Origin of the sequence: Caballeronia sp. SBC1 (assembly GCF_011493005.1) — a bacterium.
GTDB lineage: Bacteria > Pseudomonadota > Gammaproteobacteria > Burkholderiales > Burkholderiaceae > Caballeronia.
Window position 1 is genome coordinate 767921 of sequence record NZ_CP049158.1, and the last position, 24879, is coordinate 792799.

Consider the following 24879-nt stretch of genomic DNA (forward strand, 5'->3'; position numbering starts at 1 on the left):
GAAAGCGCTTTCAGAACGAGGGCACATAAGTGTCCACAGCGTGCAAGCTAAGCGTATGTGGTACCCGAAAAGCACGGTGCTCGCCAGAGCCACGGATGTGTGAAACCCTCCTTCTCGCGAATCCTGACACGAACACGCTTCGCCCCCAACGCTCTCGGGCAAGCACCATTCATCCAGGTACTAGCACGACCTCACGCATCTTTACGGCCTCGTTTCTTGATGGGTTGACTATATGGTTCGTTATGCATACAAATTCGGTGGAAGGTTATCCGCGGATAGCGCGGAGTGCCCCTTGGGCAGGTTCAGTCACTGGTGGCGAAGCGTGTGGGTATCCGTGTTCGGAGAAAGAGGGTTCACACACCCGCAGTTCTGGCGAGCACCGTGCTTTTGGGGCACCTATGAATGGAAACTGCACGCTGTGGACACTTAGGGTAGCGTGGTTTGAAAGCGTTTTCTTTGCTTCGTTTCTTTGTCGCTTTGGACAAAGAAATGACGTGCCGCCACGCACAGTGGCTAACAGTGATAAAGAGAAAATCCAACTTACGCAGACCACTAACACAGAAAGCAGCAACCCGGCATTGACTCCGACCGCTACCCAAGAACCCGTGCAACCCGGCATTGACCCCGACCACTAACCCTGGAACCTAGCAACGCGCCACCAACCCCGACCACTCCCCCCCGACCCGAACCCCGACCAGAACCCCGACCGAGTGCGAAGCGAAAACCTACTTCCATGCATACCTCAGCCCCACCCATGCCCCCCGCGGCGCCCCTATGCCCAGGAATTGCTCATTTACCGGATTGGCGCCGTTGAACGTATGGTTCGGACCATCGAAATCGTTCTCGCCCAGAATCGCAAAACTCGCATAACGCTTGTTGAGCAAGTTCGTGATGCTGGCGAACACCTGTAGCTGCTTCGTGATGTTGTACGTGGTGTCGAGGTCGATCAGGAAATAGCCCGCCACCGTACCGTTTACATCCTGGTTGTCTTCGTCGCCACGCGCAAAAATGCTGCCGCGATACGTGAGGTTGGTCCCCACGTTCCACTTCGGCGTGGCCGCATAGTCGAGCCGCAACTTGATCGTGTTCTGCGGAATGCCCGGGATGCGGTCACCTGGCTTGACGGTGATATTGCCGTTAGCGTCAGCGCTGGAATTGCTGGAACTGTTTTCGATCCAGGTCGACTGGTACGTCGCGTCCACATAACTGTAGCTCGCGGCCACGCCCAGTGGCCCGAACTGCGTGCGCCCGGCCAGCTCGACCCCTTGCCGGCGAGTCTTGCCCACGTTCTGGAAATAGCCAAGCGTGCTGGCCGAGCCATTGCTGGTGACGAACTGGATGTCGTTATCAAGTGTCGTCCGGTAGAGCGCCGCGCTCCACGACGTTGCGTGCCCTAGCTGGCCCCGCGCGCCGACCTCGAAGGTCTTCGATATCACCGCTTGCAAGGACGGATCCGCAATGAAATCGTTCGGCAAGGAACAGGGCGCCGACGGGTCGGCACAGGCGAGTTCGATCGCGGTCGGCGAGCGCATGCCTTCGTTATAAGTGGCGTAGGCGGTGAACGTGGAGGTCGGGTTCCAGTTGACGCCTACCGCCGGGTTGAAGCGCGAGAACGTGTGGCTGCCGTCGAGCAGCGGCTCCAGTCCGCTTTCATCGCCGATCACGGATTTGGACCAGTTATAACGCCCAGCCAGTGTCATGGACCATTGCTGCGTGAGCGACAACGTGTCCTCGAAATACACCCCATAGTTGGCGTTACGCGTCTTGGCATCGGTTTGAGACTCATAGGGGCCAATGCCTATGGTCGCGCGTGAATCGGTGAACTGCGCGTCCTGCGAAGCCTGCGTGAAATGCGAGTTGGCGAAGTCGCCCGCCATGCCCGCGACGAACTGATTCTCCAGACCCATCAGCTTGTTGAGCAGCGTCATTTGCAGGCTGGCGCCGTAGCTGTCGGTGACGATCACGGACTGCACGTTGGTGGCCTGGACCGTGTCGATATTGCCGTTGGCATCGGTCATGCCGTAGTCGTCGTTGGTATTGCTGCTGGTGTTCACGTTTCGATAGTGTCGGTAATACACGTTGCCGCTGATCTCCAGGTTGGGGCTGAAATAATGCTCGCCCGACAGCGTGAGATATCCGACCTGGTTCTGATTCTCGTCCGGGAATGTGTAGGCCTGCTTGTAGTCATCGAGCAAAGAACGCGGGATGGTCTGCGAGCCCTGCAGGTTGTTATCCGCTGCGCCCATGGAGAGCGAAATCGTCGTGTCCGAGTCCGTGTAGCGCAGCTTGCCAAATGCTTGCCGCAGGCGGCTGGAATTGTGGTCAGCCCAGCCGTCGTCGTTGGTCGTGTTCGCGGTGAAGTAATAGTCGAGGTTCTGGCCGATCACGCCGCCTTGCTGGATCTGCGCCGTCTTGCGACCCCACGAACCCGCCGATATCTCTGCCTCGCCGCCCGGGTCGCTGCGGCCGTTTTTGGTCGTGACAGCAATGGCGCCACCCAGCGTGTTCAGCCCGAAGGTGGGGTTGGAGCCAGGGATCACCTGGATCGTGCTGATCGCGGCTTGCGGGATCAGGTCCCAGTTCACCACGTCGCCAAAGGGCTCGTTGATGCGCACGCCGTCGAGGAACACGGACAAACCCTGCGGTGTGCCAAGCAAAGGCGACGCCGTGAAGCCGCGATAGTTGATGTCGGTCTGGGAGGGATTGCCCTGGGCTTCGTTGATGTCGACGCTCCCCACGTTCTTCTCGAAGTAGTCAGTGAGCACCGCCCGATGCTGCTGGTCGATCGCGCTGCCCTTGATGGTCTGGACGTTGGCCGGCACCTTCTCGAGCGGCGTACCAATGCCCAGCAACGGCGTCGTGCCCACCACGACGATCGGCGCAAGCTGGATCAGGTTCGCCTCGGAGGCAGCCAGTGGCGGCGCTGCCGCATCTTGTGCCCACGTCGCGGCGCTCAGGCCGGCAAGCGCGCTGCCGAAGCACACGCGCAGCGCGAATGGATGCCTGCCGGAGCGGCGATGACGGTGATGCGGCGCCTGGCTCATGATCGTCTCCAGCAGGGTGTCGTTATTGTTTCCGTACTGAAAGCGTCCCACAAGATGCGCGCGGTGCAACCGGGAGGTCTTCCCGATTACAGGGCGAAGCCTTCTCAACCCGCGTGGTCAGCACGCGACGCAAGCGCGCGTGCTGAGTAGAATGAGAGCGCCATGCGACCCGATTTCCCAACCTCCTCCGCACAAGCGCCAGCATCGCACTCGAGTTCGCACCCGAGCGTGCGGCGCGACCTTGCTTGCGTGCTGGCGGTAACGGTGCTCGCTGCCGGGCTTTGCATGCGCTTCGATGTCGGCGAGCTGACGTATTCCCTCACGCGCCGGTTCGAACGCTTCCAACTGGACGAGTTTCCGCCCACGCTGGTCGTGCTGGCCTTGGGGCTTGCGTGGTTTGCCTGGCGCCGCTATCGGGAGTCGCAGCGCGAATTGTTGCATCGCCGCGCGCTTGAAGAGCAGGCCGAAGGGCTCCTTGCTGACAACCGGCGTATCGCTAGCGAAAGCATCGGGGCACAGGAAAACGAGCGCCGCCATCTCGCGCGCGAATTGCACGACGAACTCGGTCAGTACCTGAACGCCATTGCGCTGGATGCGGGACGTATCCGCGATCTGTCAGCGCAAGGAGAGCCTGAAGTCCATCGCTTGTCGCTAGCGGTCATGCAGAGCGCGAGCACGGTGTATCGGCAGATAGGGGGGATGATCCGGCGCTTGCGGCCTATCGGACTCGATGAATTCGGCTTGCCGAGTGCACTGGAACATTGCGTTGAAGGCTGGCGTGAGCGCCTGCCGCAGGCGTCGTTCACGCTGACGGTCGACGGTGACTTCTCGGGTCTGGCGGATGTGCTGAACATCACGCTGTACAGGCTCGTGCAGGAAGGGCTGACCAACGTGTCGAAGTTTGCGCGCACGTCGCGAGTGGAAATCTATCTGGTTCGGACTGCGGACGATGATTGCGATGAACAAACAAAACGCGACGAGATCGTGGTAACCATGACCGACGACGGTCCGGGTATTGATCTGACGAAACCCCGTGCGGGTCTGGGACTGATCGGCATGCGCGAGCGTGTCGAGGCAATCGGCGGCGAGTTTCACATCGCGAGCCAGCCGGGCAGCGGTTTTCTGTTCTGCGCACGGGTGCCGGCTCAGGCCGGATTGCCCGAACTGAACGAGCCCAGCGCACCCGCCGAGTTGGCGAAATCGGTGAAATGAAGGCCCAGGCGGTTCGCCATCTGCGCGAGCTGCACCCCATTGTCCGCGCCGAATTTCTGCCGGATCACCGACTGATGGTTGGCAACAGTCTTCTGGCTCAGGCCCAGTTTCTCCGCGATGCTCGGGAGCGTGTAGCCCTGCACCAGCAACCGCAGCACCTCGAACTCCCTTGCCGATAAATGGCGTCCCGGCGGCCCTTCCTGGAACGTGGCCCGCAGGGCGAGCGCATGCGAAACGTCCGCGCTCAGGTAGCGTGCCCGTGCTGCGACCGCGCGGACCGCTTCGACGAGAACGTCGGGCGCGCTTGCCTTGGTCACGTAGCCTTGCGCGCCAGCGTCTAGCGCACGACGCACGAAGAGTGTTTCCTCGTGCACGCTGAAAATCAGGACGTGGGCGTCGGGTTCGCGGGCGAGCATGCGCCGCATCGCTTCAATGCCGCTCGCGCCCGGCAACCCCAGATCCATCACGACAACGTCGGGGTGCAACGCGCAGAAACGCTGGTACGCCTGCGCGGCATCGGCAGCTTCACCAGCCACGCTCACGTCGGGACTCAGTTCGAGCAGGCGCCGGTAACCTTCGCGCACCACGGCGTGGTCGTCGACCAGGAGGACACTGATGTTGGCGATGGTCATTTGCGAGCTCCCGCGAGATCGGCGACGCTACGATGGTTTGGGTTGCGGCCGTCGGACACTGCCGCCAGTCGCCGCGAATTGCTGTCGTTGCGAAACAGGATCGGCTGTTCGTCCGGCTGGCGTTCAACAGCTGCTCGGCGCACTACATTGATCACGGCTTCGTGGTGGGGCGATTTATCGCAGACCGGATCGGCGTTGGCCGGGTCGCCGGTCAGCAGGTAGGCCTGGCAGCGGCAACCGCCAGCGTCGATGCTTTTTTCCTCGCAACTGCGGCACGGTTCTTTCATCCAGTCGAAGCCGCGAAAGCGGTTGAACGCGTCGCTGTCGTACCAGATTTCGCGGATCGAGCGCTCGGTCACGTTCGGGAAGCTCAGGCCGGGCAGTGAGCGGGCCGCGTGGCAGGGCAGCGCGGCGCCATCCGGGGCGATGCCCAGGAACACCGAGCCCCAGCCGTTCATGCAGCGTTTGGGCCGGGTCTCGAAGTAGTCCGGCACGACGAAGAAGATCTTGCAGCGATGGCCGATTTCGCTTCGGTAGCGTTCGACCACCGCCTCCGCTTCTTTCAACTGCTGGGCGGTCGGCATCAGTTGGGCGCGGTTGGTATGCGCCCAGCCGTAGTACTGCGTGTTCGCGAGTTCCAGATACTCGGCGCCCATGGCGAGGGCCATGTCGATGATCTTGCTGACGTGGGGCAGGTTGTATCGATGCAGCACGCAGTTAAGCACCATCGGAAAGCCATGCGCCTTGATCGATTTCGCCACGCGATTCTTCAGATCGAAGGTGCGCGTGCTGCTCAGGAAGTCGTTGAGTTCCTGGGACGAGTCCTGGAACGACAACTGGATGTGGTCGAGCCCGGCGTCTTTCAACGCGTCCAGGCGCGTGTCCGTCAAGCCGATACCCGACGTGATCAGGTTCGTGTAAAAACCGATCTGGCGTCCCTCGCGCACCAGGATTTCCAGATCGTCGCGCAGGAGCGGTTCACCCCCCGAGAAGCCAAGTTGCGCTGCGCCGAGCCCACGCGCTTCGCGCAACACGCCGAGCCATTGATCGGTGGAGAGTTCGCTGCCGTGGTCCGTGTAGTTCACGGGGTTGTAACAGAACGCGCAATGCAGCGGGCATCGGTACGTCAGCTCGGCCAGCAGCCACAGCGGCGGGGCGATATCGCTCATGTTGCAGCCTCCGCACGCTCCAGCCAGCCGCGGCGCTCGGCTTCGGCCACGAACAAACGGACTTCGTCGCCAATGCCTTGCGCATTGAAGGCTTGCTGCAAGTCCGCGATCAACATGTCGATATCGCGCGTGCCATCGCAGCGCTTGAGTATTTCCCCCGCGCTTTGATTCAGCTTCACCATGCCTTCGGGGTACAGCAGCACATGCGCGTCCTGCGCCGGTTCCCATTGCAGCCGAAAGATTCCCTTGAGCTTGAGCACAGGCGATGTCATTGGGGGAAGGCCTTTTCGATGGCATCGAGCATTGACCAAAGGATGTCGAGCTTGAACTGCAGTATCTCGAGCGCGCGGTCCTGTTGTTCGCGGGTCTTGAAGTAATCGAGCGTCACCTGCAAGCCGTGTTCCACATCGCGTTGTGCCAGCGTGATACGCGAGCGGAAATACGTCAGGCCATTGGCTTCGATCCACGGATAACACGATGGCCACGTTGCAAGCCGGTCCTTATGGATCTGCGGCGCAAAGATCTCGGTCAGGGACGAACACACCCCCTCCTGCCACGGCGCGCGACGCGCGAAGTTGACGTAGGCATCGACGGCGAACCTGACGCCCGGCGCCACGTGCTCAAGCGACCAGAGTTCATCGCGCGAGAGGCCGACGGCGTCTCCCAACCGGGCCCATGTCTCGATGCCGCCTTCGTCGTTGCCGTAACCGTCGTGATCGAGAATGCGCAGCACCCAGCGCCTGCGTGTCTCGCGATCGGGGCAATTCGACATCACGGCTGCATCCTTCAGCGGAATGTTGATCTGGTAATAGAAGCGGTTCGCGACCCAGCCGCGAATCTGCTCGCGTGAACAGCCGCCCTCGTTCATCTTCACGTTGAATGGATGATGAATGTGATACCCCGCGCCTTTTGCGCGAAGCCGGGCTTCGAACTCTTCCCGGGTCCGGGCGGGATCGTGGTTGGTAGTCATCGGAGCGGGGCCGTTCACTTGGAGTCCTCCTGTAGGCGCTATCGATGCTTAAGGTTGGCTTTGAAGTTCGCTTTGAAGTTCGCTTAAAGTTCGAACGCCTGGCCATCGAACGCAACTTCAATGCCGTGTTCTGCGAGTCGTCGTCGTTCGGGACCGTCTTCAACCAGGATCGGATTCGTGTTGTTGATGTGGATGAGGACCTTGCGCACTCCGGCACGCTTGATCGAATCAAGCACGTCGATCATGCCGCCCGCGCCGGTTTGCGCGAGATGCCCCATATCGGCGGCGGTCTTTTTGGAGAGCCCGAGTCCGATCATTTCATCCGGCGTCCAGAGCGTGCCGTCGACCAGCAGCAAGTCAGCCGCGTTCATGGCTTCGAGGACGTGGGGATCGAGCTCACCCAGGCCGGGCGCGTAGAACGCGCGCTTGCCCGACTGTTCGTCTATGAACGTCAGCCCGATGTTGTCGCCGTGTTGCGGCGCTTCGCGATGTGGCGAATAAGGCGGCGCCTTGCTCGAGAGCGGCAGCGCTTCAATGCGGATGCCCGGCAGCGCGGGAACAATAAACGACGATCCGTCGAGCGGAATCGCATGGCGTTCGACGCCGCAATAATGCGCGAGTATCGATACAACCGGAAAGCCGGTGCTCAGGTCCTGCAGGACGGCGTCGGTGACGTAGAGAGGCAATGGGGCGTCTCGTTCGCGCAGCATCAGCAGGCCGGTCACGTGATCGATCTGGGCGTCCATTGCGACGACCGCTGCAATGCCGGTGTCGCGCACGCGCCGCGCGGGTTGTAGTTCGGGATGGGCCGCGATTTGGGCAAGCAGGTCCGGTGATGCATTCACGAGTAGCCAGTCATCACCGTTCGCACTCACGACTATCGACGACTGCGTACGCCGCCGCGCCTTAAGCGTACCGTTGCGTACACCATCGCAGTTGCGGCAGTTGCAGTTCCATTGGGGAAAACCGCCACCCGCAGACGAACCGAGTACCTTGATTTTCATACGACGTGACGCTGGCCGCGTCCCTCATTCAAAAATTGGTCGAACCTCGTCATGGCAGCATCCTTTCCATCAGGCGGTCACGGTCTATCAACTGATGTTTGAGCGCGCCGGCCACATGCAGCACGATCAATGCAATCAAGACCCAGGCCGCGAACGTGTGTACCGTGAAGAAAATCTTTCGCAAGCCGGGGTCGTCCCAGCCCCACATCGGCAGGGGGATGCCCCAGAAGTGCGTGCTGAACTTGTTGAATGACGAGCCGAGGTAACCCGTCAGCGGCATGACGATCATCGCCACGTATAAAAGACCTTGCGTCATGGTCGCGGCGGCGCGTTGCCAGGCCGGCATCGGGGGAAGCGGAGGCCGGCCTGCAACCAGGCGAACCACGATGCGAATCAGCACAAGCAAGAAAATGGTCATCCCAAGCGACTTGTGGAAGTTGATCAAGCTAGACTTGAAGGCGAGGCCTTTAGGCAGTCCGACCATGTAGAGACCAATGCCGAGCATGACGATGATCGCCAGCCCGATCACCCAATGCAGAGCGATCTGCGCGGGTGAATAACGCGGCGCACCGACACTTGCGTCGAGTGGTGTGGCGGACGAATGCGCGATGTTCATGGTCGCCCCCTTCCGTTGGTTGCGGCGTGGGCCGCGTTTCGGCTTTTCTTTACTCGTTTCCCTACGGGTTGCTCAACCGGGTGCTCAACAGATAGCTCAACCGGTTTTTCAACATTACGCCGATTGTTTTCATCCGACGAGCAGCAGTTCTACTCAAGCGCCCACTGCCAGATCGCGGGTGTGCCGGCGCGGCACGGGCGCCGCTGGTGGGCGGGCAGCGCGGGCAGTTTCTGGCCAATGCGCTGGCATAGCGGCAAGGGCGCGGCTTGATCGATTTCGTGAGCCTGGTTGATGCGCCCACGCGAGTCGGGATCTGCCTGAATAGAGAGCGACTTGAGCGACGGGCGGAGCGGTGGCGCTGCGGTCGGGGTTGGTTACGTACGAGCCTGCCGTCGCGGCGCGTCAGAGTCCTGCGGCAGCTTGATTCAAGCGTTCGGCGGTGGCCGGCGGGCGGGTCGTGAGCGGATCGGACGTTCACGGGTGCGATACCGGGTTGGCTACCGCGCGCCGCTGCCGTGAGGATCGTTTCGTAGATCGTGGAGCGGAACGCTCGTTATCGCGACGCGTCGGGAGCCGGCGGGTTGGTAAATCTCAACTTAAGCGGAGTCGTTAGCTGCGTTAGCTATACGTTAGATTCTTCAGCGCGCCGACACGCTTAACAATCACGCTAGGCCGCACGTCAGTTACGTGCAAGGAGAAAAAGCCGGCGGCGGCCCTTGAAGCTTAGCGCGTTGCGATATACATCGTGATTTCGAAACCAAAACGCATATCGGTGAAGCTTGGTGTCGTCCACTGCATAGTCGCCTCCATAAAGAGTTATCAAACGGAACGCCAGTGCAATTCATGATCGCATTTTTTACAGCAATATTCCACAGCGATCAGCAGCGCGGGCAGGCATCCACGCGCAAGCGGCGTGCCGAAAGACGCGCAGTATTTTCGGAGCACTTACTGAGTACGCGGGTTTGACGGCGCAAAATGGCGGTGCGCATGACTGTCGAGGAACCGCAGCAAAAGTGTCTCACGTTGTTCCGGCACGCGGCGTCAAGGAGTGCCACACGTTAGCGGATAGCTTAAGCCTGACGAAGAAAATCGTGAATTTCACTCGGGACGGCTCACCCCTGCATTCCAATCACGGCGCAGGCCAATTTCATTTGTCAGCTCTTCAGGGGCTTTGCCGCTGCGCGGTGCGTTCTTCACTTCGACGCCTTTTTACAGACTCTCCGGGCCACGGGCGTCGTCATCCCACCTCACTCGGATCCCGGGACGAAGCGCCGCTAAATTCGTACCTTGTACCGCGCGCACAATTTGGTCGAACGCTTCTTTAACCGTATCAAGCATTCGCCGCATCTTCACTTCGGTATGACAAGGTGTGCTGACCGCTATCCCAAGTTGCATCGCTCGCTTGCGCGTTCCGGCCGCTCGTGAAAATATAAAGAGACACTTAGCGATGACCGTCCCTGCGGCACCTTTATTGCTCCACCGAACCATGCTCGCCAGACAGCATCCGGCCACCGGTTGCGTACGCTCGATAAAGGGGAATGCACATGAAACGCTCGCATCTTCCAGATCGCTTTATCGAGGTGCTGCTTGCGGCTTTGATTGCGGGATGCAGCGGGGGCGGTGGCAGTTCAAGCACCAATGCCGCTTCCGGCGCCAGCGGAGCCGCTCCCGCATCCGCCGCGTCCGGCGCTACAGCCGCCTCTGGTGCCGGCACGGCATCAAGCCCGGCCGCAACACCGTCCGGCACAACGACGCCCACCGGCACGACCACGCCCGCCGCGAGCTCGCCCTCGAGTCCGACTACAGCTTCGGGTACGACCGCCGCATCAAGCACGAGCACAGGGTCGACGCCCACTACCACGCCGAGCGCTCCCATCACGCCCGTGGTCAACGCGGCTGACGTCACCACCTATCACAACGACATCGCGCGCACGGGCCAGCATCTCAACGAGACCGCGCTGACCCCGGCCACGGTGAAGTCGGCGACGTTCGGCAAGCTTGGTTTCTACACCGTGGACGGTCCGGTCGACGCCGAGCCGCTTTATCTTTCAAGCATGACGATTGCCGGTGGTACGCACAACGTGCTGTATGTCGCGACAGAAAATGCGAGCGTCTACGCATTTGACGCGGACACGGGCACGATATTATGGAAAACGACCACCCTCGCCACCGGCGAAACGCCGAGCGACACCCTGGGCTGTTTCCAGATTTCTCCGACGATCGGCGTGACTGCAACGCCTGTTATCGATCGCTCCCGTGGCCCGAATGGCGCTATGTACGTTGTCAGCATGTCCAAGGATGCAGCCGGCGCGTATCACCAGAGGATTCACGCACTCGACGTCACGACGGGAGCTGAATTGTTCGGCGGTCCGACGGAAATCACGGCGTCGTATCCGGGCACCGGTGCGAACAGTTCGAACGGCAACGTGATCTTCGACCCGAAACAATATGCCGAGCGTCAGTCGCTGCTGTTGCTGAACGGCATGATCTACACGGGCTGGACTTCGCATTGCGACGTCCAGCCTTACACCGGCTGGGTGATCGCTTATAGCGCGGACACGCTCAAGCAAACCAGCGTGCTGAATCTCACGCCGAACGGCTCCGGCGGAGCAATCTGGATGAGCGGCGCGGGCATGGCGTCGGACGGAACCTCGATTTATTTTCTCGATGCAAACGGCAGCTTCGACGCCACGGTCAACGCGGCGGGCGTGCAGGTATCGGGCGATTACGGCAATGCGTTCCTGAAGCTGGGAACGACGACTGGTTTGACGGTGGCTGATTATTTCGAGGCATCGAATACGATCCAGGAGTCGGCCGCCGACGAAGACCTGGGTTCGGGCGGTGCGCTCGTGCTGCCCGATCTTACCGATGCCAGCGGCACGGTTCATCATCTCGCGCTGGGCGCGGGCAAGGATTCGATCATCTACATCGTCAACCGCGACTCGATGGGCAAATATAACCCGGTGGCGGACGCCATCTATCAGGAGTTGGTCGGACAAATTGCGGGACCGGTATTCAGCATGCCGGCGTACTTCAACAACACGGTGTACTTTGGCGCGATTGGTGACGACATCAAGGCGTTTTCGATCAGCGGAGCGCGTCTTTCGGCGGCGCCGGTCAGCCAGACACCGACCAGTTTCGGCACACCCGGCGCGACGCCCAGCGTCTCTGCCAACGGCACGTCGAACGGTATTGTGTGGGCGGCAGAAAACGGTACGATCGCGGCGCTGCACGCGTATGACGCGACCAACCTGGCGAACGAGTTGTACAACAGCAATCAGGCGGGTTCGCGTGACCAGTTCGGCCCGGGAAACAAGTTCATCACGCCGATGATCGCGAACGGAAAAGTGTATGTGGGGACGTCGACTGGCGTGGCGGTGTTCGGACTGCTTGGCAGTTAAAACGCATGCAGCGAGAGCATGCAGCGCTCGCTCTCCTGGCCGATGTCGTTGCGCGAATGCATCGGTGATTACTTGATAAAGAGAACGAATTACTTTAAACGCTGCATCAGTTGCGCTAGCTTCTCGGGCTGCAAACGATCCGGGGCAGTGCGGTCGTAGAAAAATGGTTTGCGTACACGAGCGCCGGACGGCACGCAGATCCTTAGATTACGCTTTGATCACGACTTGCTGTAGTTTGTGCAACAGCGCTTTACCCGCAGTGCCGGTCTGGAAGCAAAACATGATCGTGCTGGGGCTGCTGTATCCGGTGGTGTTTCTGTTCGGTTTGTTCGTGCAAAAGCCATTGTTGATGGGGCCGCATCGGCATGCCGTTTTGGCTGGCGCTATTTGTCGGTAATGTTGTTAGCGTGGTGTTGTTGAACTGGCTTGTGCCGTGGGCCAGCAAGCGCTTGAGCTGGTGGCTGCAGCCCGACGTGCGTAAATCGCTGGGCAATCATATGCTGGGCGCGGGTATTGTGGTTGGCGTCTACGCGGCGTCAATGCTGGTGTGCTCGTCGCTTTAGGCCTGGGAGCCAGGGACTGGCTGTGGTTGCATGCGGCACGATTCAAGTCTGCGAAGAGCCCGTCGCCTGCTGAAATATGTAAGCCTGCATGACGCGACGGACATCTTCGGAGATAACGCCGAACTCCGCGCCAATCTGAAGGCCGTTATCTTTGCGTGACACGCTTCGTGCGATGCAGTTGAGCATGACGGCGTGTGTTCGCCCATCAACCTTAAGCCGCAGCGCAATCTTGAAGTGCTCGCCCGCATCAAGCGTCGCGTCGGGCAGGAAAAAGCCGATACCGTTCGCGCAAACGTTAGTGACTTCCGCGTCGAAGCCCGTTGCTACAACGTCATTGCGAAGCAAGCGCCCTGAAAGCTGCGTGCTGATCCGCATGTGCTTGCGGATCGTATGTCGTTTGATAGCGGCGGGAAAATCAAGCTGAATTAGCTTCGTGATGCGGGTGTCCCGGGCCGCGATGCGGGTGCGAAAGGCATAGACAGCCCGCCCGCAGATCACTTTCGCCTCAAGCTCCGTGCCCACCTTCAGCGCTTCGCATTCGTCCTCGACGGTGACAAGCAGAGCCTGATCCGCAATCGCGCCCACATAGCGCACGTGAAACGACGCTTCCTCTCCCGCGCAGACAGTCAACTGAAACAGTTCGATGCCAGTGGGCAATGTCGGGAAGCGCGCGTGAACAAGCTCCGGCGCGCTCGGCTGGGCGGTCGTATGCGTAGCGGTTGATAGCAGCATCGCATTGCCGGCGCACACATTGTCCGCTTGTTGGACAGGCGCGTCGGCATCGCGAAAAGCGCCCATTGTGAGAAGGCGCTCGCGCTGCGACTCGGAGCGCAGACAATTCCCCTCGTTCAGCAACAACTTGCCGGCCGCCGAATACACGCGAAAGGGTAGTGGCGTATTGAGTGCAAGTTCGTGCGCTGAAATTTTTACTTGTGCCATTTTCGCCTGGGAAAACTTGACTCACTCGCAGCACGGGTGCCTGCGCGAAGAGCCGGTTTCGGATGGCGTTAATTTAGGCTGACAAGCGACACTGCTCCGTGCGGGAGCGCTCATTCGTCAGATGTAAGGTTTTGTTTTTGGGCTCCTGGTTATTCCATTGGATCAGCTGCCCACCGACATTGGCATAATTTACCTCCGGTCATTTTTCAATCGGCCAATTCTTTATTGCGGACACCGTGCTGGCTTGGGGCGGTCATCGAAGTGTTCCCCGGTCAGCCGGGTCGCCAAACCCGATGAGATTGGCTACTTTCAATGGGGAGGCTCGGCGTATGGCCCGATTTTTCAGCGGGTCGTGGCGGAAAGCTTTGTGCCACATCCGCCGTTTGACGGCGAGAAACCGCCTCTTCGCGACAATGCATGCGTCGCAAGGGCTCGATAAAACTGATCCTTCATTGGCCGCACTTTAACGATTAACGACAAGTGCGATTGTTTTTTGAATTTTTAAATTTATTGGCAATCCTGATTGTTTGCAACGTCGGCCAAATGCTGCAGGCAGCAAGAGAAACTATGGTCGCGCCGTCCCCTATTGCCGCAGCGCTCCTGCCCCAATAGTTTTCATACCATTTTCATGCTAACGCCGACTCTTGCGTTTCTTCGGCTTGGGAGGCGTCAACGCAGTCGTCCAGAAATCGACGACCTGACGCTTTGCGGCCGCGCTCGCCTGGCCTCGTGCCGATCCGACGACCCTGTTCGCGCCACTCAGCCACATGCTCATAAAAGGATTCTTTTTGGTCCATGGGTTTTTCACGTCGAACTCCGTTTTCGATGGGAAGAGAGACGAATACGACCCCAAGGAGAGAGACGAGCAATTCTCACGAGAGGCTTGCAGGAGGGATCGCGCAACGCCTGTACCTAAGCTGGCAGCGTGGTTGTGCGAATGGCAAACGGGCGCATGTTGCAATCACTGGCTAAAAAAATGAGCGTTATCGACCACGGGAAATATCGAATCGGGTGAAAAGCACCTTTCATCGCGGTGCTTCTTCAGCGGGAAGTTGCCCTTCGGTTGAAATTGCCAGATTTTCGTGCAGTGCGAGCCTAAGCGCAAAACATGTAAAGCGACGGCGGTTTTCGTGAACTGGAGCGCATGCAGGCCTTCCTGAAAGCCGATGTGAAAGTCACCATGCTCGCGACTACTCACTGTCTGAATAAACATTCGGAAATCAGGGCTCAAAATCCTTTCGTCCCTGCCGTAAACAGGTTGATGGATCTACCAGGTCCCGCATAGCGAATTAACGCGATCCGTTTAAGTAGGGCCGGCTTCCCGCAAGCCACCAATGCGCTTGTCGCTTAGAAAGTGAGACGTCAATTGCAACATCAGAATCACGGATTCATTGCGGCGTTTGGCGCGTGGATGGACCGCGCGGGAACTGCGCGCTGGACGCGTTATTCCTTGTTTGACGCACTCGCGATCATCGTTGCGGGCTCAACCGGCTGCGCACTCCTCCTTTTACACTTCTCCATTGCATCAACTGCGATCGTCGTCTTGAGCGAGCTTTCAGTTGCATATCTTGGTTTTCGACTTCGTCACCTTGAATCGAAAGCAGCGATCACAGACGGCCTTTCGCGTGTCTTGCTGTCGACAGACGAAGACTGTCTGAAGCTTCTCGACCGCAACGGACGGATTGCCTGTATTTCAGAGGTCGGCCAGCGTCTTATGCGAGCACAGTCCGAGGACCAGCTAGTCGGTAAGAACTGGCTCGGTTTCTGGTCAACGCCTGATGCAGACATCGCATTCCGAACGGCAATGAGCGGTCAACTCGCCGCGTTCTCCGGCTGCTGTGAAAGCTTGGAGGGTGAACTAAAATGGTGGCGGTCAACACTGGCTCCTGTTCTCACGAAAGATGGCACTGTCATCGCCGCGCTCTGTACCTCCCGCGAGATAACGGGCGAAATGGCATTGCTGAACAAGTTGCAAAACACGGCGACGGTGCAGCGAGATATGGAAGACCACGTGGATGCCGTGTTCTGGACCGCGAGTGCGGACTTTGAACATCTTCACCACGTCAGTTCTGGCTTCGAGCGGATGTGGGAAATGCCGCTGTCGGCACTGTCGCAAGACAAGACTGCCTGGGCACATCGCGTCCATCCGGAAGATCTGCCGATCCTTCGTGAGCAAATGCGATCTGCGATGCGCGAAAAGGTAGGCGCGCAAGCTTATTTCCGGCTCATCTTCGGCGGTGGGCGAACCAAGTGGGTCCGTGCGGACGTTTGTCCAGTTATTGACAAAGGCTCGGTCAAACGCATCGTGAGCGTGTGCGTGGATGCCACATCGGAGAGACAGCGACTGCAGGAATTGGAACGCATTGCGCGCGCCGATGACCTGACGGGACTCTATAACCGCAACGCGATGCTTGAGGCCTTGGCTAGCAGTTGCGCAGGCGGACAGCCCTTCGCATTTCTGTTCATTGATCTCGACAAATTCAAGGTAGTCAACGACACAGAGGGCCACTCGACCGGTGACGACGTGCTTAAAGTGCTCGGTGATCGCATTCGGAAATCGCTGCCCGACGACGCCACGGTTGCGCGTCCAGGAGGAGATGAATTTACCGTGATCTTGCCAGGATGCTGGGACGTCAAGAGCATTGAACCTGTATATAAGCGACTCATTGCGTGTTGCCGCCGGCCTATAACGGCCGGCGGCCACGCTATAACAATGACCTTCTCGGTGGGCGCCTCGATTTTCCCGGAGCACGGCGAAACCCCGGAAGCGCTTTTTACGAGCGCGGACCTGGCCATGTACGCCGCGAAGCGCTCGGGCAGAAATACCTTTCGGATGTTTGGCGCACAGGAGAAGGGCGACTTGACGCGAGCGCACCTCGAGAACGAACTCCGTGAAGCCATTGGACTAAAACAGTTTGTCCTGTACTTTCAACCCCAGTTTTGCACCCGTACAAGAACGCTGCAAGGAGTGGAGGCGTTGATCCGCTGGAACCATCCTAGCCGCGGTCTGATCGCGCCGAAAGTATTTGTATCCGTTCTCGAAGAAAGCGAGCTCATTGTTAAAGCGGGACACTGGGTGATCCGGAAGGCGATCGCGGCGTTAGCCACTATCGATTCAGGAACCGTTGGCTCTGTGTCGATGTCCATCAACGTATCGCCAAAGCAATTCAAAGATAGCAGGCTCGTCCCTGTGCTTAGAGACGCACTCAGAAAGCATGGCATTAGCGGCTCGCGACTGGTCGTCGAGATAACGGAGTCCACATTGATGGAAGATATCGAGCGCGCTCAAGGCGTTTTAGACGGTCTTCGTGGTCTCGGTCTACGCGTCGCGATTGACGATTTTGGCATCGGATATTCCAGCCTCAGCTACCTCACGAAGTTTCGCCCTGATGTACTGAAACTGGACAAGTCGTTGCTGGACGACGTGGTGATCGACGAGGCCGCGCGTACAGTAGTTGAAGGCGTGATCGAACTCGCGCACAAGCTGGGCATAGCGGTCGTCGCAGAGGGCGTTGAAACGGAGGATCAGATGTCAATCCTTGCGGCGGCGAACTGCGATGAGATCCAGGGATTTCTTTTAGGCCGGCCGCTGCCGCTCGACGCTCTGATGGCGCTGGTTAAAGTTGCAGCGCCTACCGATGCCTGACTAATTAATAAAGATGCGGCCACGTTAAAAACAAGCCCATGCCGTTCCCCGTGCCCATGAGGACTCGTTTGATATGTCAGGTGTGCTGAGCAATGCCAGGCGGATTCACCTTGAAATCGGCAGTGGTGTACGCACCGATCATGCTCAATTGAGCCACCACATTGCCCGGCGCATCGGTTAGCGTCAGCACGCCGCCCGCGACGCCGTTGACAACGCCTGCGGCGAACGTACCGTGGGTAGCCGGCGCGTCCAGTTCTATGGTGTCGCCCTTTACGAAGCCGCTGATCGTGCCGTAAAAGTCTCCAGGACTGCGGATCACGAGCTTACCGCTGCTACCGGTGAACGTGATCGCCTGGGTGGATGCCACTGCGGCAAGCGACGCGACCGCGCCCGTCTTCAACAAGATCGTGCCTTGGCCGATCAGCGACCCGATACATTGAAGTTCTCCGCCCGTATCGACATTGATCCTGGCCTTGTATCTGAGCGGTATAAAAGATCAGTCGTTGCGCAGTACCCGTGCCCGTCACGACGATGCCGGCAGCATCGAAAGTGGCGTAGTCGCCAGGTCCTGGCGGTTGCGCCGGCACCGCGCCGCTGACCTCCCAGTTCTTTGCCGCATCGAAATCACCCGCTCCCGCGTTCCACATATAGTTGGCCATGGCGCACTCGGCGTTGGATTCTGGAAAGGCTGAATTGTCGGGCAGGCGCGCACCACCTCATGCGCCATGGGTGTCAACCGAGCAACGCGTGCTATTCCCGCGTTGCTCAAAAGTGGGATGATTTAGGCGAAGCGATTCAATGCAATCGAGTTGCATGCACGCAAGTCTTCGTCGCGCGCAAGCTTGTCTTAAACGTAGGCGATCAATGAGCAGAAAGCAAAATCATGAAGCCTGGCGCTGGCTGTTAAGGCGGGGCTTATGGCGGATAGCGAGGTATTGCAACGCTTGACAAGCGGCGCCCTCATAAGAGGTCAGAGGCCGGCGGAGGTCTAATTGGATTTTTGACGTTCGACGTCTGGACGCTGACGTCGAAGGGCAGTTAGGGTTATCTTGGACTTTGGCAAAAGAGGGCGCGGCGCACAATGTTCGCTCGCACCGGCAGCGTAGTGGGAAAAATTCACAGCACAAGGAGATCAAGCTCCAAAGTGCGGAGAGGAGACATCATGAGCGCAGGCTTTCAGCACCCGTTTCTGTCGTCGCCGCGCAGTTCGGAGCGGGGCAAGGTGGTATCCGCGCGTGAGGCCGTACGACTGATCCGCCCCGGCGATACAGTCGCAACGGGCGGTTTTGTCGGAATTGGTTTTGCAGAAGAAATAGCGATCGCACTTGAAGCGCTTTACCTTGAGGAGAATAAGTCGACCGGCGATTTCCCTCGCGACCTGACACTCGTGTATGCCGGAGGACAAGGCGACGGAAAGTCTAAGGGCTTGAACCATCTGGCGCACGTTGGCCTGGTTCGTCGGGTTATCGGCGGTCATTGGGGCTTGGTGCCAGGGCTGCAGCGCCTGGCAATGGACGGCCTCATTGAGGCTTATAACTTGCCGCAGGGCGTCATCTCTCAAATGTTCCGGGACATCGCTGCTCATCGTCCAGCGCATCTTTCGACCATTGGTTTAGGCACTTTCGTCGACCCGCGTCACGGGGGAGGAAAGCTAAACGCTCGTACAACGGAAGACTTGGTCAGTCTGATTTTGGTCGATGGGAAGGACTGCCTCCTATATAAAACATTTCCAATCAACGTCGCGATCGTTCGTGGCACGACCGCGGACGCGAGCGGTAATGTGACGATGGAAAAGGAGGCGTTGACGCTTGAGGCACTTTCTATTGCCATGGCAGCGCGAAACTCAGGCGGCATTGTGATTGCCCAGGTCGAGCGTATTGCCGATACGCACACCCTGAATCCGCGACAGGTCAAGATTCCGGGAATCATGGTCGACTGTGTCGTTCTGGCGCAGCCGGCGAATCATTGGCAAACCTTCGCCGAACCGTATAGCGCCGCGTTTTCGAGCGAACTCCGCGTAGCAGCTGGCTCTATAGCGACCATGGCGCTGAGCGAGCGGAAAGTCATTGCCCGCAGAGCGGCGTTTGAATTGATGGCCAACAGCGTGGTCAACCTCGGTATCGGCATGCCGGAAGGCATCGCAAGTGTGGCCAATGAAGAACAAGTGATCGACCTCTTCACCATGACGACCGAGCCGGGTGTCATTGGCGGCATCCCTGCCGGTGGTCTAAATTTCGGCGCTGCGACGAACACCCAGGCGATTATTGACCAGCCATATCAATTCGATTTTTACGACGGGGGCGGCCTGGATATCGCTTTCCTGGGTCTCGCCCAGGCGGACCGCGAAGGCAATCTCAATGTAAGCAAATTCGGTCCGAAGCTCGCGGGAGCGGGCGGGTTCATCAATATCAGCCAGAGCGCTAAGAAGGTTGTCTTCGTTGGGACCTTCAACGCGGGCAAGCTCGACGTAGAAATAAAAGAGGGCCGACTGAATATCCTCCGGGACGGAACGTGCCGAAAATTCGTTGAGGCAGTGGAGCATCGGACCTTCAGCGGCCAGTATGCGCGTGAGCGCCGGCAACCCGTGTTGTACGTCACGGAACGCTGTGTGTTCTCGCTCAATCCGGACGGACTTGAGCTGATCGAGATCGCGCCGGGAGTGGACCTGCAACGCGACATTGTCGCTCAGATGGGATTTGCGCCCGTCATCAAAGCCCCACCTCGGCTCATGGATGAGCGCATTTTCCGTCTTGCGCCGATGGGTTTGCGCAGCGTTCTCCTCAGGTTGAAATTGAGCGAGCGCTTCAGCCTGGATGCTGACAAGAATATGTTCTTCATCAACTTTGAAGGACTGGACGTTACGACTCACGATGACGTCGAGGCGATATACGCAGAGGTCGAATCCAGATTGAGCCATCTTCCATCGCACCCCCACGCTATCGTCAACTACGATAACTTCTCCATTCGCCCCGAGATCATCGGCGACTATTCAAACATGGTGTCAAAGCTTGTGAGCCGCTTCTATTCGGGCGTGACGCGGTATACGACCAGCAGCTTTCTGAGAATGAAGCTGGGTAGTGCATTGAGTGAGCGCGGGGTTTCCTCCTACATCAACGAAAGCCCGGAGGAGGCAGCAGCACAAAAGGATGGCGCAAGCGCTCGGCCAGCGCCGCGTTGAGGAAGCTTCTTGGCCGGGCAGCAGGATGTACGCTTGCTTCCTATACTTGAGAGCAACGGCGGTGCCCGGCTGCGCTCTGAGATTCCAGGCGTACCTATTCGGGCGCTCATCCAATTCGTTGCACTAATGAAATGAGCCAAGGTGCGGTATGGACTATCTTGAGAGTTTGCGAGTTTTCCGCTCGGTCGTCGAAGCGAAAAGCTTTACGCGCGCCGCGGACATGCTGGGCGTTACCGCGCCTGTCGTGTCTCGTGCCATTGCAGGGCTAGAGCAGCGTCTTGGCAGCCGTCTGTTTCATCGAACCACGCGGCAGGTCTCGCTGACGGAAGCGGGGGAACACTTCTATGAAGGCTGCTCCCGGATTCTCGACGATCTGGAGGAGCTGGAAGCGCAGGCGTCGAAGCAGACGCGCGAGGCGAGCGGTGTACTTCGACTCGTCGCCCATACGACGTCGACCGTGAACCGGCTTGTCCCGCTGATCTCGACCTTCAAGCGCAAGCATCCCAAGGTGAGCCTCGACGTAACGCTAACCGAGCGCCCGGTCGATCTGGTGGCGGATGGCTATGACCTCGGGGTGGTGGTGCCCTTCATGTTGAATAGCGACACGACTGTCACACGACTGCTTGAGCGCATTCCCCTTTGCATTGCCGCTGCACCGCAGTATCTGCAGACCCATGCTCGCCCCCTGCATCCGTCCGAATTAGCCGAACACACGTTCGTCGTGATGTCGCCTTCATTGCGCAAACCTTTCCTGACCTTCCGTGTGGGGCAGGAGGATCTGACCATCCCGATGACTTACGACATCGCTTCGAATAACCCGGTCTTCAACCGGGAAATGGTATTGCAGGGGTTCGGGATCGGCGTGGTGCCGGTCGCGCTGGCGCAGAAGGAACTGGCCTCCGGCCAACTGGTTTCGCTCCTGGACGAGTTCGAGATTGTCGATGGAGCGATAGAGATCCGGCTCGCTTACAGCACGCGAACGCTGTTGCCGGCCAAGGTGCGAGCGTTTATCGAGCATGCCGCCGCGTTCTTTGAAGAGGTGTCCGGCACGCCGGCGGCGTTGGAGCCCGAGATCTGAGGATTCTCAGATCGCCGTTGATCGCCGCGTCAAGCGGTCCTCAACCGGTCCTCGCCCGAGCCCAGTCGGTCCAGCCGTGAGCCTAAGTCTCCTCTGGCCGTTATAAATTGTTGCGCTGGCGAGCATTGATCGCCTGTCGCTGCGCCACTACTCTGTGCGCATGCACACTCAATCACCCGAAAACGACGACTGTTTTGCCGTTCGTCAGGCTGCAAGGCACATTTCGCAGCTTTACGAGCGGCATCTGTCCGAAGCCGACATCACACCGACGCAGTTCAGCATCCTGAGCGCGCTCGGACGCTGTTCGAGTTTGACGATGGTCGACTTGGCGCAGGCGATGGTGATGGATCGAACCACGTTGGTGCGGGTGCTCGGGCGGTTGCTGCGCAGCGGCTTTGTCGCCAATGAGCCGGACGGGCAGGGCAAGCGGCGTCTCCAACTGGTCCTGACCAGCAGCGGCCGCGCGAAGCTTGAAGAGGCCATGGTGCGCTGGCGCGCGGCCCAGGACGAGTTTGAGCGCAGGTTCGGACATCAGCAGGCGGCCCACCTTAGACGCGAGCTTTTCCGCGTCACGCGCGACGTTTCGAAAGCTTGATGAAAACTTAGACCCGAAAAATTAGACCCGAAAGTAAGACGGCCGGCCGATTCCGGCGGAGTCGTCTATTCAGGTCCACTTAAGTCCATTTAAATCAGTGCATATACACAGGTGAATTATGTCGAGTCCTTCCTTACCCGTTTCCGATACTCCCGAGCCGCCGGCCGAACGCACTAAGGCCAAGCGCATTCCGTGGATGCGCATGGCCGTGGGGGCGGTGATGCTGGTGCTCGCCGCCGCTGCCGGTTATTGGTTTTTCGTGCTGCGCTTCGAGCAATCCACCGACGACGCGTACGTTGGCGGCAACGTGACCGTGATGGCGCCGAAAGTGGATGGCTTCATCACGGACATCCTGGTGCAGGACAACCAGCGCGTGAAGGCGAACCAGGTCTTGATCCGTCTCGATTCGCGTGACTACGACGCGAAGCTCGCCCAGGCGACAGCGGAGGTCGCGAGCGCCCGCGCCGCCGTGACGGAGTTGCAGGCGCAACAGGTTCTTCAGGCCGCGGTGATCAACCAGCATCAGGCGGAAGTGCGTGCGTCGTCGGCTGAATTGACGCGCAGCGGAGAGGACCGGGCGCGCTATCGCGAACTCGTCAAGGACGATGCCGTTTCCAATCAGATCGTCGAGCGTGCGGATGCGGACTTCTCCAAGGCGCAGGCCGCCGTGCAGAGCAGCGGTGCTGCCGTGCTTGCAGCGCAACGGCAACTGTCAGTGCTGGGCGCACAGATCACCGACGCGCAAGCACGGGTCAATACGGCGCTGGCAGCGCAACGGGTGGCTGAACTCAACGTGGAGTACACCACCATCCGCTCGCCGGTCGACGGTTATATCGGCAACCGCACCGGCCGGGTAGGGATGCTCGCTAACACAGGCGTGCCGCTGCTGACCGTGGTGCCGGCAAGCGATCTGTGGGTGGACGCCAATTTCAAGGAAGACCAGTTGAAGAAGATGCACGTTGGCGACAAGGCAGACGTTGCACTGGATGCGTCGAGCGTGCCGTTCCACGGTTATGTGGAGAGTCTTGCGCCCGCGACGGGAGCCACGTTCAGCGTGTTGCCCCCTGAGAATGCGACCGGCAACTTCACCAAGATCGTGCAGCGGGTGCCGGTGCGAATCCGCCTGAACGTGCCGAACGGAACGAACGGGACGCAAAGCATACTGCGTCCGGGGCTTTCGGCTACGGTCGAGATTCATCTCGCCGACGGCACGCAGACATCGAGCGATCGCTGAGCGAACGGGATCCCCATCATGACAACCTCTCATCCGTTCGACCCCGCATTACAGCCCATGAAGCAGCGGGTATTTGCTTTCGCATTGATGTGCCTGGGTTTTTTCATGGCCACGCTGGATATTCAGATTGTTGCTTCCTCGCTCAGGGACATTGGTGGTGGGCTCTCCGCGAGTCAGGACGAACTGTCGTGGGTGCAGACCGCCTATCTGATTGCGGAGATTCTTGTCATCCCGATGTCCGGCTGGCTTTCCAAGGTGTTCTCGACGCGCTGGCTCTTCGTTGCCTCCGCCGTGGGTTTCACCTTGACCAGCATGCTGTGCGGAATGGCGTGGGACATCAATTCGATGATCCTGTTTCGCGGCTTGCAGGGCGCGCTGGGCGCCGCAATGATTCCGACCGTGTTCACGACCGCGTTCGTGCTGTTCCCGGGCAAGCAGCGTCTGGTTGCCTCCACCACGATCGGTGCGCTGGCTTCGCTCGCGCCGGCCATCGGTCCGGTGATTGGCGGCTGGATCACGGACCAGTGGTCATGGCACTGGCTGTTTTATCTGAACGTCGTGCCGGGCGTGGCGGTTGCGGTGCTGGTTCCGAAGTATGTGCATATCGACGAACCGGATTTGTCGCTGCTGAAGAAAGGGGACTACCTCGGCATCCTGCTGATGTCCGGCTTTCTGGGCTGCCTCGAGTACGTGCTTGAAGAAGGACCGCGTAAGAACTGGTTTGGAGACCATATTATTGTTGCGTGTACGTGGGTGTCTGCGGTCTGTGGTTTCCTCTTCATCGTGCATGCGCTGACAGCCGAAGACCCGATCGTGGACTTGCGGGCGCTGGCGGTGCGAAATTTTGGCATCGGCAGTCTGCTGTCGTTTGTTACGGGCACCGGGATCTTCGTGGCGGTCTTTCTCACGCCGTTATTCCTGAGCCAGGTGCGGGGTTTCAATTCGCTGCAGATCGGCATTGCGTTGCTGTCGGTGGGGGGATTCCAGTTGCTGGCACTGGCCGCTTATGCAATTGCAGCACGGTTCATCAGCATGCGTGCACTGCTGATGTTCGGTCTCGTCTGTTTCGGACTGGGCTGCTACTTGTATGTACCTTTGACTCATGACTGGGGTTGGCAGCAACTCCTGCTGCCACAAGCGCTGCGCGGCATCGGCCAGCAGTTTGCGGTGCCGCCCATCGTCACGATGGCGCTTGGATCGCTGCCGCAATCGCGCCTGAAGTCTGCCAGCGGCCTGTTCAACCTGATGCGTAACCTGGGCGGCGCGATCGGCATTGCCGTCAGCGCGACGATGCTCAACGACCGCTTGAACTTCCACTATCTGCGCCTGAACGAAAGCGTCACGGTCGGGCGGCCAGAAGTGGAATCGGTGCTCTCGCAGCAGACCGCGCACTGGTCGCTGGTCGCGGGCGATGCGCTGAACGCGACGCAATCGGGGCTCGCCAATCTGCACGCGCTCGTGTTGCGCGAAGCTTTGGTTCTGACGTATTCCGACACCTTCTACGTTCTGTCGCTGTGCTTCCTGGTGGCCATCGTCAGTGTCTTTTTTTCCCTGCCTATTTCCAACGCCGCGCCGCCGCCGGACGCGCATTGAGGTCA

General features: G+C 59.3%; 21 protein-coding genes. 9 read left to right on the forward strand and 12 right to left on the reverse strand.

Going from position 1 to position 24879, the window contains the following annotated elements; all coding sequences use genetic code 11:
• Window positions 1–725: 725 nt before the first annotated feature.
• The gene (locus SBC1_RS30350; RefSeq protein WP_165989108.1) at window positions 726–3044 is read right to left on the reverse strand and encodes a TonB-dependent receptor; all 2319 of its coding nucleotides are present in this window, start codon (window positions 3042–3044) and stop codon (window positions 726–728) included.
• 162 nt (window positions 3045–3206) lie between these two features.
• Here SBC1_RS30350 and SBC1_RS30355 point away from each other — a divergent pair, with 162 nt between their 5' ends.
• Window positions 3207–4256: a sensor histidine kinase gene (locus SBC1_RS30355; protein WP_165103742.1), complete on the forward strand. Its 1050-nt coding sequence runs from the start codon at window positions 3207–3209 to the stop codon at window positions 4254–4256.
• On the opposite strand, the gene SBC1_RS30360 is transcribed toward SBC1_RS30355, so the two are convergent.
• From SBC1_RS30360 to SBC1_RS40155, 8 genes are all read right to left on the reverse strand, one after another.
• Window positions 4190–4888, reverse strand: coding sequence for a response regulator transcription factor (locus SBC1_RS30360; RefSeq protein WP_165103747.1), 699 nt, complete (start codon window positions 4886–4888; stop codon window positions 4190–4192). The genes SBC1_RS30355 and SBC1_RS30360 overlap by 67 nt on opposite strands.
• On the reverse strand, window positions 4885–6057 hold the full coding sequence (pqqE, locus tag SBC1_RS30365) for a pyrroloquinoline quinone biosynthesis protein PqqE (protein WP_165103750.1): 1173 nt from the start codon (window positions 6055–6057) through the stop codon (window positions 4885–4887). Before pqqE ends, SBC1_RS30360 begins: the two co-directional genes overlap by 4 nt.
• Complete coding sequence (gene pqqD / locus SBC1_RS30370; RefSeq protein ID WP_165103753.1) at window positions 6054–6329, reverse strand: pyrroloquinoline quinone biosynthesis peptide chaperone PqqD; 276 nt, start codon at window positions 6327–6329, stop codon at window positions 6054–6056. The genes pqqE and pqqD overlap by 4 nt, the downstream gene beginning before the upstream one ends.
• Window positions 6326–7027, reverse strand: a complete 702-nt coding sequence (gene pqqC / locus SBC1_RS30375) for a pyrroloquinoline-quinone synthase PqqC (RefSeq protein WP_165104893.1) — start codon at window positions 7025–7027, stop codon at window positions 6326–6328. Before pqqC ends, pqqD begins: the two co-directional genes overlap by 4 nt.
• A gap of 83 nt (window positions 7028–7110) precedes the next feature.
• Window positions 7111–8031 carry a pyrroloquinoline quinone biosynthesis protein PqqB gene (gene pqqB / locus SBC1_RS30380; RefSeq protein WP_165103756.1) on the reverse strand — a complete coding sequence of 307 codons (921 nt, stop codon included), beginning with the start codon at window positions 8029–8031 and terminating at the stop codon, window positions 7111–7113.
• A gap of 49 nt (window positions 8032–8080) precedes the next feature.
• A complete protein-coding gene (locus SBC1_RS30385; RefSeq protein WP_165103759.1) occupies window positions 8081–8647 on the reverse strand; it encodes a cytochrome b in 567 nt (188 codons plus the stop codon).
• A 723-nt stretch (window positions 8648–9370) separates the two neighbouring features.
• Window positions 9371–9445 carry a pyrroloquinoline quinone precursor peptide PqqA gene (gene pqqA / locus SBC1_RS40465; RefSeq protein ID WP_008354335.1) on the reverse strand — a complete coding sequence of 25 codons (75 nt, stop codon included), beginning with the start codon at window positions 9443–9445 and terminating at the stop codon, window positions 9371–9373.
• 670 nt (window positions 9446–10115) lie between these two features.
• Window positions 10116–10553, reverse strand: a complete 438-nt coding sequence (locus SBC1_RS40155) for a hypothetical protein (RefSeq protein ID WP_243830323.1) — start codon at window positions 10551–10553, stop codon at window positions 10116–10118.
• Here SBC1_RS40155 and SBC1_RS30395 point away from each other — a divergent pair.
• Together SBC1_RS30395 and SBC1_RS30400 are read left to right on the forward strand one after the other, a co-directional pair.
• Window positions 10531–12048: a PQQ-binding-like beta-propeller repeat protein gene (locus tag SBC1_RS30395; protein ID WP_241202375.1), complete on the forward strand. Its 1518-nt coding sequence runs from the start codon at window positions 10531–10533 to the stop codon at window positions 12046–12048. The genes SBC1_RS40155 and SBC1_RS30395 overlap by 23 nt on opposite strands.
• Before the next feature lie 365 nt (window positions 12049–12413).
• Entirely contained in the window at window positions 12414–12611 is a 198-nt protein-coding gene (locus SBC1_RS30400) for a hypothetical protein (protein ID WP_165103765.1), read from the forward strand.
• Between the two features lie 42 nt (window positions 12612–12653).
• On the opposite strand, the gene SBC1_RS30405 is transcribed toward SBC1_RS30400, so the two are convergent.
• Both SBC1_RS30405 and SBC1_RS30410 read right to left on the reverse strand, forming a co-directional pair.
• Window positions 12654–13550, reverse strand: coding sequence for a flagellar brake protein (locus SBC1_RS30405; protein WP_165103768.1), 897 nt, complete (start codon window positions 13548–13550; stop codon window positions 12654–12656).
• A 961-nt stretch (window positions 13551–14511) separates the two neighbouring features.
• A complete protein-coding gene (locus SBC1_RS30410; RefSeq protein ID WP_165103771.1) occupies window positions 14512–14781 on the reverse strand; it encodes a hypothetical protein in 270 nt (89 codons plus the stop codon).
• 180 nt (window positions 14782–14961) lie between these two features.
• Between SBC1_RS30410 and SBC1_RS30415 the strand changes: the two genes are divergently transcribed.
• Entirely contained in the window at window positions 14962–17196 is a 2235-nt protein-coding gene (locus SBC1_RS30415; RefSeq protein WP_165103774.1) for a bifunctional diguanylate cyclase/phosphodiesterase, read from the forward strand.
• A gap of 76 nt (window positions 17197–17272) precedes the next feature.
• On the opposite strand, the gene SBC1_RS30420 is transcribed toward SBC1_RS30415, so the two are convergent.
• Window positions 17273–17599, reverse strand: a complete 327-nt coding sequence (locus SBC1_RS30420; protein WP_165103778.1) for a hypothetical protein — start codon at window positions 17597–17599, stop codon at window positions 17273–17275.
• Between the two features lie 759 nt (window positions 17600–18358).
• Here SBC1_RS30420 and SBC1_RS30425 point away from each other — a divergent pair.
• The 5 genes from SBC1_RS30425 to SBC1_RS30445 all read left to right on the forward strand — a co-directional run bounded on the left by SBC1_RS30425 (window position 18359) and on the right by SBC1_RS30445 (window position 24874).
• Complete coding sequence (locus tag SBC1_RS30425) at window positions 18359–20374, forward strand: acyl CoA:acetate/3-ketoacid CoA transferase (protein ID WP_165104894.1); 2016 nt, start codon at window positions 18359–18361, stop codon at window positions 20372–20374.
• 148 nt (window positions 20375–20522) lie between these two features.
• The gene (locus SBC1_RS30430) at window positions 20523–21452 is read left to right on the forward strand and encodes a LysR family transcriptional regulator (protein ID WP_165103783.1); all 930 of its coding nucleotides are present in this window, start codon (window positions 20523–20525) and stop codon (window positions 21450–21452) included.
• Window positions 21453–21612: 160 nt separating this feature from the next.
• The gene (locus SBC1_RS30435; protein WP_165103786.1) at window positions 21613–22047 is read left to right on the forward strand and encodes a MarR family winged helix-turn-helix transcriptional regulator; all 435 of its coding nucleotides are present in this window, start codon (window positions 21613–21615) and stop codon (window positions 22045–22047) included.
• Between the two features lie 118 nt (window positions 22048–22165).
• Window positions 22166–23281 carry an HlyD family secretion protein gene (locus tag SBC1_RS30440; RefSeq protein ID WP_165103789.1) on the forward strand — a complete coding sequence of 372 codons (1116 nt, stop codon included), beginning with the start codon at window positions 22166–22168 and terminating at the stop codon, window positions 23279–23281.
• 18 nt (window positions 23282–23299) lie between these two features.
• Window positions 23300–24874 (forward strand): DHA2 family efflux MFS transporter permease subunit, encoded by a 1575-nt coding sequence (locus tag SBC1_RS30445; protein ID WP_165103792.1) that lies wholly within the window; start codon window positions 23300–23302, stop codon window positions 24872–24874.
• Window positions 24875–24879 lie beyond the last annotated feature (5 nt).

Coding starts and splice junctions, on each gene's coding strand:
- SBC1_RS30350 (WP_165989108.1), bottom strand. CDS start 3,044: ATGAGCCAGGCGCCGCATCACCGTCATCGCCGCTCCGGCAGGCATCCA.
- SBC1_RS30355 (WP_165103742.1), top strand. CDS start 3,207: ATGCGACCCGATTTCCCAACCTCCTCCGCACAAGCGCCAGCATCGCAC.
- SBC1_RS30360 (WP_165103747.1), bottom strand. CDS start 4,888: ATGACCATCGCCAACATCAGTGTCCTCCTGGTCGACGACCACGCCGTG.
- pqqE (WP_165103750.1), bottom strand. CDS start 6,057: ATGAGCGATATCGCCCCGCCGCTGTGGCTGCTGGCCGAGCTGACGTAC.
- pqqD (WP_165103753.1), bottom strand. CDS start 6,329: ATGACATCGCCTGTGCTCAAGCTCAAGGGAATCTTTCGGCTGCAATGG.
- pqqC (WP_165104893.1), bottom strand. CDS start 7,027: ATGACTACCAACCACGATCCCGCCCGGACCCGGGAAGAGTTCGAAGCC.
- pqqB (WP_165103756.1), bottom strand. CDS start 8,031: ATGAAAATCAAGGTACTCGGTTCGTCTGCGGGTGGCGGTTTTCCCCAA.
- SBC1_RS30385 (WP_165103759.1), bottom strand. CDS start 8,647: ATGAACATCGCGCATTCGTCCGCCACACCACTCGACGCAAGTGTCGGT.
- SBC1_RS30400 (WP_165103765.1), top strand. CDS start 12,414: ATGCCGTTTTGGCTGGCGCTATTTGTCGGTAATGTTGTTAGCGTGGTG.
- SBC1_RS30405 (WP_165103768.1), bottom strand. CDS start 13,550: ATGGCACAAGTAAAAATTTCAGCGCACGAACTTGCACTCAATACGCCA.
- SBC1_RS30415 (WP_165103774.1), top strand. CDS start 14,962: ATGGACCGCGCGGGAACTGCGCGCTGGACGCGTTATTCCTTGTTTGAC.
- SBC1_RS30425 (WP_165104894.1), top strand. CDS start 18,359: ATGAGCGCAGGCTTTCAGCACCCGTTTCTGTCGTCGCCGCGCAGTTCG.
- SBC1_RS30430 (WP_165103783.1), top strand. CDS start 20,523: ATGGACTATCTTGAGAGTTTGCGAGTTTTCCGCTCGGTCGTCGAAGCG.
- SBC1_RS30435 (WP_165103786.1), top strand. CDS start 21,613: ATGCACACTCAATCACCCGAAAACGACGACTGTTTTGCCGTTCGTCAG.
- SBC1_RS30440 (WP_165103789.1), top strand. CDS start 22,166: ATGTCGAGTCCTTCCTTACCCGTTTCCGATACTCCCGAGCCGCCGGCC.
- SBC1_RS30445 (WP_165103792.1), top strand. CDS start 23,300: ATGACAACCTCTCATCCGTTCGACCCCGCATTACAGCCCATGAAGCAG.